The following is a 12,575-nucleotide window of genomic DNA, read 5'->3' as shown; positions in this document are numbered from 1 at the left end:
TAATATTTGGGATTTAGGCCCCCTGGTCATCGGTCCAACTCACATTTGTGTTGAGAAGAATGGTCTCGATTTCACGGAGGGCATCTCTATGTACTTCATTTGGATAAAATACGAACCCCTCAATGTAATAAAGTTTTCCTTTTTTCTGATCAACCATTAGGTAACCTAAGTAGGAGCCACCCATGCTGATATTGTTGGTTTTCCAGGAACCTCTCATTTCAGTTGTGAAATTACCATTAATCGTCATGTTTCTGAATGCCGGAGGGATTTGTTTTTCAGCCACCACATAGGAAGTTGGATCATCTGGATCTCCAAATATTTGTTGTTTTGTGATAGAGTCTCTGAGTGCTAGGATGTTTGCAGGAAAAGTTTGCTCTTCGGAGGTGTAGTCAGTTTCGTAGAAAAATAAACTGATATCAGCTCTATTTCCACTTGGGGTGATTTGTCTTACCCATAAAAAATCGTCTTCAGACTTAGCGATTTGGTAAGATGCAGGTACATTAATTTCGATTCCAAGATTCTCTCTACCGGCAACTGTCGCCGCGGAATTTTTTCTAGTAAGGAGTATTTTTTCCAATCTACCTCTTTCTCTTACTTCAAATAAGTTCTGAAGTCGGTCTCCATTTTTCTTAAGATTTTCTATCAGTTGATCTTCTGTGTTTCCGAAAAGATACAATACCTCTTGACCGATCGCATATTCATCCTCGATTCGCAAAGAATAAATACTTGGATCATTCATTGCTTTTTCTTTGGATTCCTTCGAGAACTGTGCATTTATTACTTGACTTGCAGATCCTTTGTCGTCAAATGTAGTCACATATATCAAGTTGGTGGACATCTTAAGCATGCGGGTCATCTGTCTTGGATCCACTGTGTTCACTTTGAATTTGGCTTCAGAACGTATCATCCCAGGAATGTCGGATTCGAAAATTTCTTTTAATTCTTCCCCAACAGGTCCAGCCCATTTGACAGAGTCTATTACTAAGATAATTTCACCGATAGAGCCTCTCGCTTTTGGTTTGGAGCTATCAGCAGTAGTTCCAGTTGATTCACAGGAAGCTAGAATGCAACCCATAACTAGGGCTATGAGAATAGATGAAAGGGTTTTCATTGTTGATTTTTTGGTTCTTGGATTATGTCAAATTAATGACATAAAAACACTTATCCTTATTTAGGATTAAATATTCCCATTACTTAAAAAAAATTAACACAATAGGAGAGGAATTAGCTTGATTCAGCCAATTATTAGCTTTTGACCTGGCTTAATGTTATTCGAATTGAGGTTATTCAAACGTTTTATTTGATCTACTGTCAGCCCTTCGTGTTTTCTGGAAATTATCCACAATGAATCTCCAGGTTGCACCGTGTAAGTCGTTTGACCTAAGGTATTGATTTTAGTAGAAGCAATATTTCCTGCTATTCCAGAATTGATTTTGAGCGTTTGACCAACGCGAATAAGGTTTGAAGAAAGATTGTTCCAAGATTTAATCTGAGTGACACTCACACCATGGCGTTGGGCGATAGATCCTAATACATCACCAGATCTTACGTTATAAGTTGTCCCGTTTTGCTTGATTTCTTGGGCTAGGGTTTCTACGGATTGTACATGTAAAGTTGATGCTAAAAGAATTGTAGGTGCGTTATTCAGCGAATCATTTAGCCAAGCTAAATTCTGCTTGATATAGGGTGTTTTTGACTTCGGAATGCGAAGTGCCATACTTCTATTGCTTTCCGGTAAAGTCTTGTTTTTGATTGCAGGATTCAATGATTTTAAATCAGCTAAGCATAGATTAGTGAGCTCAGAAAGTTTATCCAAACTAAGTGCTCTATCAAAGCGAATTTTCTCATATTCAACCACATAAGTTGGGTCTTCAGGATAAAAATTATGCTCTTCCAAGTGATTCAGGATATAGATCATTGCCTGTACTTGAGGTACGTAGCTTCGGGTTTCAGATGGTAAATAATTATAAATACCCCAAAAAGTTTTCTTTCCTCCAGATCGACGGATTGCTTTTCTTACGTTTCCAGGTCCGCAATTGTAAGCCGCCATGGCTACTTCCCAATCCCCAAACATGCGATAAAGCGATTTCAGATACTTTGCCGCAGCATCGGTAGAAAGCTCCGGATCCATCCGATCATCTACTTCACTGTTGACTTTCATTCCATACATCCCACCTGTAGCCGGCATAAATTGCCATAGACCCATAGCGCCTACTCTAGAGCGGATTTGTGGATCTAAGCCGGATTCAATAATAGATAAATATTTGATTTCTAGTGGCATTTCATGCTTTGCCATAGTCTCATCGAACATTGGGAAAAAGAGCTCCTTTCGCGCTAAAACCATTTTAGTATAGTCTCTATTTCTTACCGTAAAGTATTGAATAAAGGAAAAAATACGATCATTCAGCTCAAATTCCATTTCATGATCCATGGCTTTGACACGTCGATCAATCTGATCATAGGTGAAATCGGGAATGTACTCGTAATGATAATTAGGCAATACCTCTTCGTCTAGCAAGGGAGCTGCTGCTACCATTTCATCACTGTCCTGTGAAAAGACTTTGGACAGTGGAATCAAACAGGTGATAAACGCAAGTATGACGGTTCTGAACAAAGTGATTTTCATTGGGATGTAGTTTATGCTGTCAATTCGGTTAAATAATTACTAAAAGCGTATAGTTCTGCCTCTCTAAAAGAATTACAAATGACTTGCAAACCAATAGGCATTCCTTGGGCATCTTTGCCATTTGGAAGCGAAATGGAAGGTACTCCCGATACTGATGCTTGTACTGTAAATAAATCTTCCAAGTACATAGCAACGGGATCCCCACTATGCTCACCAAACTTAAACGCAGTTGATGGCGTAGTCGGCATAATAATATAGTCAAATTCATTTAAAAGATTCTCAGTGAAGTCTTTTATTAATCTTCTAACCTTCTGCGCTTTGGTGAAATAGGCATCGTGATAACTCGCACTAAGCACAAATGTGCCCAGCATAATTCTTCGCTTAACTTCCTCGCCAAAACCCTCACTTCTTGTCTGCTTATACATGCTTTCTAGGTTGTGAGAATTTGGCGTCCTATAGCCGTATTTCACACCATCAAAGCGAGACAAGTTTGAGCTTGCTTCTGCTGTTGTCAAAATATAATAAGTAGGGAGAATAAAGTCCAGGAGTGGAAAATCCACTTCTTGAATGTTATGTCCTTCTAACCTCAATTTTTCTAGAACTGCCAAGGTATTGGCTTTGATCTCTGGCTGCAATGCTGGAGATTCAATGGTTTCTTTTAAGTAAGCAACCTTTGCTTTTTTATCGAAATGTAAAAGCTGACTGTAGGGTAGGACTGATTTTCTTGAAGATGTGCTATCGAATTCATCGTGTCCAGCCATGATCTCCATTACTAGCGCATTGTCTTTGACAGTGTGGGAAAATACTCCAATGCAGTCAAAAGAAGAGGCGTACGCAATTAGACCCCAGCGAGATACACGTGAATAGGTTGGCTTCATTCCTATAACGCCGGTAAATGCAGCAGGCTGTCTCACGGATCCTCCGGTATCAGTTCCTAAGGATGTCGTACAGAGATTTGCTTGAACCGCTACTGCTGATCCTCCAGATGAACCTCCAGGTACGCGTGATTCATCAGCGGCATTCAAGACATTGCCATGTGAGGAATTTTCATTTGAACTTCCCATGCCAAATTCATCGCAATTGAGTCTGCCAAGTATGATAGCATCCTCATCCAACAATCGTTGAATAGCGGTGGTGGTTATCTGAGATTCGAATCCTTTTAAGATTTTGGAAGAGGAATTAACCTCGTGACCAACATAGCAAAGGACATCTTTAATTCCTATTACCATGCCGGCTAATTTACCAGCATTTCCATTGGCTAATTTTTGATCGATAAGATCAGCTTGCTCCAAGGCGGATTGCTCGTAAACTTCGACGAAGGCGTTGAGGTGCGCCTTCGTCTGAATGTTTTTAAGATAATATTGGACTATCGATCGACAGTCTGTTTCCTTCTTTTCGAGCGATTTTTTGATTTCGTCGAATGAAATGAATTTTTCCAATTTTCTTGGCTTAAGAGATTACTTTTTCTTGTCGTCTTTCAGTCCTTCTTCAAGGTCGTTCTGAATGTCCTTTGTAGCATCTTTAAATTCTCTGATACCACGTCCTAGGCCACGAGCCAATTCAGGTATTCTTTTAGCACCAAACAATAGAAGGACGACCAATACGATCAAAATGATCGAGCCACCGCCCATGTTTTGAATGAAACCTAATGTAGTCATGATGGTGTTTGTTTAAGAGTAAGTGTAAGTACAAAGATATAACTGTGATCCGCTTACACAAAGTTCAGCGGCAAAGCAGGCTATCTTTTTTTTAATATACGCATTTAAGTTCTACTTGGATGTAAGCCATGCTGAAGGATTCATTACAGTAAGACCTTTCCATGTCTGAAAATGCACTTCTGATTCGCCTCCAGCTCCTGTAGCTACTTGGCCAATTACGTCTTTTGCGCTTATAGTTTGGCCTGATTTTACAGTAATGGTTTTCAACTTGCTATACATGGTATAATATTCCCCATGCTTAATAATCACTGTACCTCCAAAGCCTGGCATGGTTGTGATCTTGGTAACGGTCCCATCAAATACTGCTCTCACATTGGAATTTGGCTGTGTCCTGATGTCAAGTCCGTCACTTTCCATCATGATCCCTTTCAATGTAGGGTGTGGATATGATCCATATCCTTGAGCTACAAAACCTGTTTCTACTGGCCATGGCAATCTGCCTTTATTTCCGGCAAAAGAATTTGATAGAGCTGCAACTTCTGGAGTCATCGGCATACTGCTTCCAGAGGATTTGGTAGCAGTACTATTATCTTTTTTGGCAGCAGCTTCTGCGCGTCGTATCTCATCCTCGATCACCTGCTTGATCATCCGATTGAGTTGATCTTGCTGCTTCTTGGTAGCGGTAATCTGCTTTTTGATATCTCTCTCTTTAGTGGTAAGTGTATTCACTATGCCTTGCTGCTCACGCTTCATCTTGTCCAGTTGCGCGCGTTCTTGTTGCTCTTCAACGAGAACTTTTTCCTTATCGGCTTTTCTGTCATCAAGTAATATGCGTTGATCTGTCAGCTCAACACTTAATTTTTCGATTTGTGCTGCTTGTTGCTTGCGGTTATCTGTGTACTGTTTCAAATACATCAGTCGAGAATATAACTGATTGAAATTTGCAGAACTGAATACGAATGAAACGATGGAAAGTCCTCGATTGAGCTTAGAAGTATTGTAAATCATGCGTCCATATTCAGCTTTCAATTCTATAAGCTGACTTTCCAAACTTGTTATTTTCGTCTCAGTTTCTTTGATCTCTTGATTGATGAGCTTCACCTCTCTGTCAAGTGTATTTACTAATCTGTTTTGAGTTTGAAATTGCCGGGTTACGGCGTTCAATTCACCTATCGTATTTTTCTTAGTAGCCGCAGTCTGCTTTAGGATTTTGTCAAATTCTAATAAACGTGCCTGTACCTCAGCTTTTTGTTTTTCAAGTTGCTCACGAGTGATGCTAGTTTGTGCAGCAAGATCTACTGTAGAAAAAAAAATTAATCCAATCAGAAGGCTAAAGACAATAATATATTTGCTGAGCATGCAATTCAAAATTTGAAGGGAAAGCTAAGAGGTTCAGAATGCGGATTTACCGAAGTCCACTCTACATTGATAATCGTGTTTTGTCCACCTTCAGGTAGTTGGTAGGCTAGCTTATAGAGTACTTCAAAAGGGAATGGTTTGGATTCAATATCCTGAAATGTGGCATAGCTGGCAAGCAAAGATCCTCTATCGTCCAAAGAATTACTTACCAGTTCGGATACTTTTCTGTAGTTAACATCAACTTTAGAAAAGTAACGCACTTTGTCCCGAACTTGGGTGAGTTCAAAAGATTTTCCTACTCGAACTAAGCGATCTTTGTAGTCGACTTCATAAGGAGGATTTGCGAATAGTACATTTTGGAAAATATCCAGTGATAATTTCAGACCGTATATAGCTTCAAACTCTTTGAAGGATAGATTGACGTTTTCTTTACCGATACGATCTTGTATTTGAATCTTATCTTTTGTGATCAGACCTCTTACTGCTTCCATGCCCATTCCTGGAGAAATTATAAACCAAAGAACTGAGTCCTTCTTGGCTCGAAGATTCATAGTTCCACGAGTGATTTTGCCAGATTCTTCTTCAATTACTACTTTCGCCTTGGCACTCATGAATTCATAATCGGTGTAGACTGGAGAGAAATCTTCCATTTTTCCATCCGATTTGTAGACAATTGTCTTTTTGGAGCAGGAGAAAAGTAAGCCTAAGCCCACGACAAGTGTAATTCCTGCAAAAAGTTTATTCATGATATTTTCCTTCTTTAATTTTCTGTGAAATTTTATCTGAAGCTTCTGGAGTTACCTCTGCTTTTTTCCAATAACTGATTGCTTCATTCTTTTTGCCAAGGTGGAATAAAATGTCTCCGTAATGCTCAAGCATCACTCCACTTGGCTCTGCTTCATGCTGCAGTGCTAGATCCATGAATTTCTTGGCGCCTTCGTAATCTTCCATTTGAAACAGAACCCATGCATGCGTATCAAGGAAAGTGCCATTATCTGGAAATCGCTTAACAACTTTATCAGACATGGTTTTGGCCTTCTCTAGATTTTTCTTTTCTAGCGAAAGAAAATAAGAGTAGTTATTCAGTACCTGCTCATCATTAGGGTTGATTTCCAGTGCTTTATCGAAATTGGCAAAAGCTTCATCCTTTTCCCCTAAATTATATAGTGAGCTCCCAAGAGATCCAAATGCGACCTGATCTAATTGTGGATTTTTACTCGCGTTTAATTCAATTGCTTTTTTAAGTGAAATAACAGCCTCATTATCCTTCTTCTGAGCGGACTTTACCACGCCATCATAAAACCAGAATTCTGGGCTTAGTGGAAATTCGTCAACTCCAAGAATGGTGAATTTTTCAAGCTCAGGAAAGTCAGCACCTTCATCGAATGACCCCAAAATAACCTGCTCCAGCATTTTATCATTCTTAGGATTGATCAAAAGAGACTTTTTGAAATAAGTAATCCCTTCCTTAATTTTTTGCTCTTTTATCCTTCGCTCGCCCATAGCCGCAAAAATATCAGCGTTTTCAGGATTTGATGTGATCATTAAAGTTTCCAGACTATCCAGTAAACTCTCACGTTCTGGAGTTTTAATCTCGTTTAATTGGCTAATAAAAGCCTTTGATTTCACTTCTGGATCTAAATCTGGGCTGGCAAAAGCCGCGTATAAATGTTTGTTTGATGCCTCTACATCACCCTTATCCTTTAATAAGGTATGTGCAGCCATTTGCAGTTCGGGCTGATTAGGATACTTGTTAATTTCGTCAAAAACCAAAGTTAAAGCCTGATCTACGCGATTATTATTATAAAGAATTTCTACCTGATTCATCACAAAGGCAGGGTTTCCAGGGCGAGCATCTATAAGTTTTTCTCCTTCCGCTAAGGCTTGACTTAGGTTGTTTTTGTTTAAATAAATCCTTTGCTTTTGCATGGTAACGGGTTCCATTACGCCGTAGAATTCTTCTGCCCTATCCAGAGCGATCAACGCTTTGTCAAGTTCTGATGCACTTAAATAGATAGAGGCCAAGTCAAGATTGTATTGCTGGTTATTTTCGCCGTCTTCGGTTAGCTTTTCCAAAATATCAGCAGCCTTGAGTGGTTGTTTGAGATTAGTGTAAATCTCAGCGACCATCAATGAATAATATTTATTATTTCCATCGAGCTCGGCAGCCTTTGTGGCATAAGGCATTGCTTTTTCGGCTTGATTTGCCTTAACCAGCACCTCAGCGATTTTAAAGTGTATAGCTGGTTCCTCTGGTGAAAATTCCATCGCCTTTTGGAAATAGAAATATGCTTTCTCAAAATCGTTTAGGACAAGATTTTTTTCACCTTCGATGAAATAACGCGTGCCTTGAGATTTATTTAATTGAGTTGTGCGTTCTTTCTTAGAAAGTCTGTTTTGCGCAAAACTTGCAGTAATGCTTACGGAGACTAAGAAAAATATGATGAGGGTTGTTTTAAATTTCACGGGAAATCTGGACTTTCTGCTTGAATTCACAAACATAGTGCCTTTTACCTAATTAGGCTTCGTTTGAATAAAGGAATGAAAGTGTTATTTGAATATCCGCAATCATATCAGTAGCCTTGTTCTCCTTTCTTATCAAGCTGGAAGAATGATAGCGGGTGTCCGAGGCAGATAGAATGCTAGTTTTTACCATAAAATAAGTCGCTTTTTGACTTTCAGTGGTGTGATTGCAGATTTATGTAATTGACTATAAAGTTTTGGGAGCTAATGTTAAGTAACGCCAATTGACTTAAAAATGATTCTTGGTTTGCGAAAATTATGGCTAAACCTTTTTGCTTTTAGGCAAATAAGCCATGATCTGTTCTTTTTCTAATATAAATATAATCCCAAAGTAAATTAGAATCAGACTGTTTTTTACTAGAAAATTTAGAACTGGGATACCTAGATCTAAGTAAAATCCGAGATAGCTTAATACAAATGAAATGAGTAAGTAGAAGAGGCCTTTTGAAGTCTGGTAGGGTATAGGGTAATATTTCTGCCCATACCAATAGCATAGCAAACACATCACGAAATAGGAGGAAATGGTACTTAACGCTCCGCCCATATAACCCCATATTGGCACGAAAATAAAGATTATCGAAATAGTGAGAATAGCTCCTGCAAGCGTGATCCAGAAACTGTATTTAGTCTGATCAGTGATTTTGAACCAAATCGAAAGATTGAAATAAACCCCTAAAAGCAAGTAACCCATCAACAACATCGGCACTATATAGAGTCCCTCTGTATAGTCGTCGCCTTGTAAAAAGAGTGGGCCAATCCAGTCTAAATTAACTGATATGGCTATCATTAATATAGAACAAAATAGAATGAAGACGTGCATCACCTTGGCATATAATTGAGGCGAATTCTTATCAGTTGACTTCTTAAAGAAAAATGGCTCAGCGGCATATTTGAATGCTTGGATCACCAGATTCATCATGATTGCCAGTTTGAAATTGGCTCCAAAAACTCCTCCTGCTTGCCGAGCACTTAGCCCTGCATAGAAATTTGGAGGAAGCACATATTCAAATAGAAACCTTGAAAACAACTCATTGGTCACCCCGGCCAAACCCATAAATAAGAGTGGAAGGGAATAAGTCCACATAGGTTTGAGAATTGATCCATCCATCTGGAATTTGAAAAAACCAGCTTTCCACCAGACAAAAGGAATAATTAAACCATTTGCAAAGAGGTTGGATAGAAGAATATATTCCACTCCCCAATCTGATCTATAGCCTAGGAAGCCTTCTTGAATCGCACCAATGGAGATTAAGTATGGGAAACCAATAATCAGAAGAAGATTGAAAAATATATTTAGAAGAATGTTGATGATTTTAGATCCTGCGAAAATCAGTGCTTTATTTTCTAGGCGTAACTTTGCAAATGGGATAGCCAAAATTGCGTCAAAAGAAAGAATTAATGCCGTCCATCTGAATAAATAGGCTTGTCCAGGGTAATCTAGCCAAATTGCTAGCGATGGCGCAAGTAGGTATAATCCAGTTCCAAGCAGTAGTGTGCTTGTGATCAATAAGGATTGAGTGGAATTATAAACTTTAGCTGAATCTAGATTCTTTCCTGTCGAATACCTGAAAAAAGTAGTCTCCATCCCATAAGTGAAGACAATATTCATAAATCCAATCAATGCATAGATACTTGTGAACGAACCCAATGCCTCAGTGCTGAGGTATTTGGTGTACACAATGATCATTAAAAAATTAATCGATCGACCGAGGATACTGCTCAGTCCATAAACTGCGGTTTGTCCGGCTAGTTTCTTGAAATTACTCATTCAGTATTAAGGAACTTATTCTCCTTTGAAATGCGGCTTTCTTTTTTCGAGAAAAGCTGAAGTTCCTTCTTTATAATCTCCAGACTTCACACATCTGGCAAAGCTGTTTGCTTCCGTTTGAAAACCATTTTCATCAGGAATAAATGCTGAATTGACACAGTCGATGATCATGCCTATTGCAAGTGGAGCTTTACTTAAGATTTTTGCAATGATTTCTTCAGCTTTGGCTAAAGCTTCCGCTTTCGTAGGAAGTACATGATTTACAAGGCCAAGTGATTTAGCCTCTTCAGCTCCGATCATATCCCCAGTCATCATAAGTTCGTAGGCTTTGCCTCTACCTATCAAGATAGTCAGTCGCTGAGTGCCTCCATAGCCAGGAATAATTCCTAAATTCACTTCTGGCTGACCGAATTTTGCATTTGCAGAAGCAATCCGAAGGTGGCAAGCCATGGCTAATTCACAACCGCCCCCAAGCGTGTAGCCATTGGTAACGGCGATCACAGGTTTATGGCAATTTTCTATCATGCTAAAAATTTCCTGACCATTCTCCGAAAACTTTCGAGCATTTACCTCATTCAACGTAGCAATCTCACTTATGTCGGCCCCGGCGATAAATGCTTTCTCACCCGACCCGGTGATAATCACTGCTTTGATCTCCTTATTATCAGATACTTCGTCAAAAATTATCTTTAATTCCTCCAAGGTCTCAAAATTCAACGCGTTCATTTTGTCTTCGCGATTGATCGTGAGATGGAGTACTCCGCCTTTGACATCAGTTAGGATATTTTTGAAATCAGCCATAGTTCATCGTTGAGTAATAAAACAAATATACAAGCAGGGTATTCAATCCCAAACTGTGTACTTAGAAAATCCAATGCCCAAGGTAATTGAATATTACCCTTTTTGTAATTTAACATGAGATAAAATGGATTTTGTCCTCGGTCTAAAATCTGCTTCCACATTTTTATTTACTTTTGTTCAAAATCGAATTTTAATTAAATCCGCTATAATAATATGACTTCTAAAAGAAAAATTACAGTTGCCTATGGGGATGGGATTGGTCCCGAAATCATGACGGCTACCTTGGCGATCCTCGAAGCAGCAGGTGCTCAACTCGAATACGATGTAATCGAAATTGGCGAGCAAGTTTATCTTAAAGGTATTAGCTCGGGAATGGAGCCAAATGCATTTGAGTCGTTAAGAGAAACAAAAGTTTTTTTGAAGTCACCTATTACCACGCCGCAAGGTGGAGGGTTTAAGTCGCTAAATGTGACTACACGTACCTCTTTTGGTTTGTATGCGAATGTGAGACCTTGCAAAGCTTTTTCACCATTCATACATACTCATTTCCCTGAGACTGATCTGGTGATTATCCGTGAAAATGAAGAGGATCTTTATGCAGGAATCGAGCATAGACAGACTCAGGAAGTTTGCCAGTCCTTGAAATTGATATCTAAGCCAGGTTCTGAGAAAATCATCCGCTATGCATTTGAGTATGCTAAAAAATACGGGCGCAAGAAAGTGACTTGTATGACAAAGGATAATATCATGAAGATTGCTGATGGGCTTTTCCACAGAACCTTCGACGAAATCTCTAAAGAATATCCAGATATTAAGGTTGATCACAAAATCATCGATATCGGAACAGCTTTGATCGCAGATAGACCAGAGACCTTCGATGTGATCGTGACATTGAACCTTTACGGTGATATTATTTCTGATGTTGCAGCTCAGGTTACTGGTTCTGTAGGACTTGGTGGTTCTGCAAACGTAGGTGAGGAAGTTGCAATGTTTGAAGCGATTCATGGTTCTGCACCTGATATCACAGGAATGGGTATCGCAAATCCATCTGGTTTGTTGAATGGCGCTATTATGATGTTGGTGCATATCGGCCAGCCGGAAATTGCAGAGAAAATCTCAAACGCATGGATGAAAACCTTGGAAGATGGAATTCACACAGGTGATATTTATCAAGAAGGTCTTTCTTCGAAAAAAGTAGGTACTGAGGAATTTGCAAATGCTGTGATCGAAAGAATTGGTCAAACTCCTGCAACGATGATTGCTGCCTCTTTTGATAAGGATACTACTCCGATGAATGTATTTGTGTCGCCAGTGGTGAAAGCCAAAAAAGAATTGATCGGCGTTGACGTGTTTGTGGATTGGGATGAGTCAGGAAGGGATCCTCAGGTATTGGGTGAGAAACTTCGCCAAGCAAATGCTGATGGATTGCAGTTGACCTTGATCACTAATCGTGGGATAAAGGTATTCCCTGACGGAATGCGAGAAACATTCTGTACTGATCACTGGAGATGTAGATTCCAAACTCCTGAGCAATCCACAATTTCTCATGCACAAATCCGTGAGCTTTTGAAGCAAGTAGAAGAACTAGGATTTGATTTCATCCAAACAGCAAATTTGTATGCATTCGATGGTGTGAGAGGATATTCTCTAGCACAGGGAGAGTAAGGGCATTTTAAATTTAAAATGTTTGAATTTTAGATAAATAAATAGTGAGAGGGATTTGGGAAGCCAGATCCCTTTTTTCATTTTATTGGGATATTTTAATTCAAGTCTTCAAACTTGAACTCTTAATCAGGTATTCTTTAGACTGCTTAGCCTGTATAAAATTTTAGCTTTCCGA

10 protein-coding genes are annotated in these 12,575 nt (G+C 39.2%); 1 reads left to right on the top strand and 9 read right to left on the bottom strand.

Annotated features, from left to right (window positions below):
* Positions 1 to 13: 13 nt before the first annotated feature.
* The 9 genes from BVH02_RS09160 to BVH02_RS09120 all read right to left on the bottom strand — a co-directional run bounded on the left by BVH02_RS09160 (position 14) and on the right by BVH02_RS09120 (position 10,735).
* Positions 14 to 1,111 (bottom strand): DUF4837 family protein, encoded by a 1,098-nt coding sequence (locus BVH02_RS09160; protein WP_086501148.1) that lies wholly within the window; start codon positions 1,109 to 1,111, stop codon positions 14 to 16.
* 123 nt (positions 1,112 to 1,234) lie between these two features.
* Positions 1,235 to 2,626 carry a LysM peptidoglycan-binding domain-containing protein gene (locus tag BVH02_RS09155; protein WP_086501147.1) on the bottom strand — a complete coding sequence of 464 codons (1,392 nt, stop codon included), beginning with the start codon at positions 2,624 to 2,626 and terminating at the stop codon, positions 1,235 to 1,237.
* 11 nt (positions 2,627 to 2,637) lie between these two features.
* A complete protein-coding gene (gatA, locus tag BVH02_RS09150) occupies positions 2,638 to 4,065 on the bottom strand; it encodes an Asp-tRNA(Asn)/Glu-tRNA(Gln) amidotransferase subunit GatA (RefSeq protein WP_086501146.1) in 1,428 nt (475 codons plus the stop codon).
* 18 nt (positions 4,066 to 4,083) lie between these two features.
* Positions 4,084 to 4,284: a Sec-independent protein translocase subunit TatA/TatB gene (locus tag BVH02_RS09145; RefSeq protein WP_086501145.1), complete on the bottom strand. Its 201-nt coding sequence runs from the start codon at positions 4,282 to 4,284 to the stop codon at positions 4,084 to 4,086.
* A gap of 111 nt (positions 4,285 to 4,395) precedes the next feature.
* A complete protein-coding gene (locus tag BVH02_RS09140; RefSeq protein WP_086501144.1) occupies positions 4,396 to 5,643 on the bottom strand; it encodes a murein hydrolase activator EnvC family protein in 1,248 nt (415 codons plus the stop codon).
* Between the two features lie 5 nt (positions 5,644 to 5,648).
* Complete coding sequence (locus BVH02_RS09135; RefSeq protein ID WP_086501143.1) at positions 5,649 to 6,389, bottom strand: DUF4292 domain-containing protein; 741 nt, start codon at positions 6,387 to 6,389, stop codon at positions 5,649 to 5,651.
* A complete protein-coding gene (locus tag BVH02_RS09130) occupies positions 6,382 to 8,109 on the bottom strand; it encodes a tetratricopeptide repeat protein (protein WP_223271853.1) in 1,728 nt (575 codons plus the stop codon). Before BVH02_RS09130 ends, BVH02_RS09135 begins: the two co-directional genes overlap by 8 nt.
* A 319-nt stretch (positions 8,110 to 8,428) precedes the next feature.
* Positions 8,429 to 9,934, bottom strand: a complete 1,506-nt coding sequence (locus BVH02_RS09125) for a polysaccharide biosynthesis C-terminal domain-containing protein (RefSeq protein ID WP_086501141.1) — start codon at positions 9,932 to 9,934, stop codon at positions 8,429 to 8,431.
* Positions 9,935 to 9,949: 15 nt separating this feature from the next.
* Entirely contained in the window at positions 9,950 to 10,735 is a 786-nt protein-coding gene (locus BVH02_RS09120) for an enoyl-CoA hydratase/isomerase family protein (RefSeq protein WP_086501140.1), read from the bottom strand.
* Positions 10,736 to 10,948: 213 nt separating this feature from the next.
* Between BVH02_RS09120 and BVH02_RS09110 the strand changes: the two genes are divergently transcribed.
* Positions 10,949 to 12,400, top strand: coding sequence for an NADP-dependent isocitrate dehydrogenase (locus BVH02_RS09110; protein ID WP_086501138.1), 1,452 nt, complete (start codon positions 10,949 to 10,951; stop codon positions 12,398 to 12,400).
* Positions 12,401 to 12,575: the final 175 nt, after the last annotated feature.

The sequence above is a fragment of the Algoriphagus ratkowskyi genome (assembly GCF_002150505.1).
Taxonomy (GTDB): domain Bacteria; phylum Bacteroidota; class Bacteroidia; order Cytophagales; family Cyclobacteriaceae; genus Algoriphagus; species Algoriphagus ratkowskyi.
This window is presented reverse-complemented; position numbering and strand designations above follow the sequence as displayed.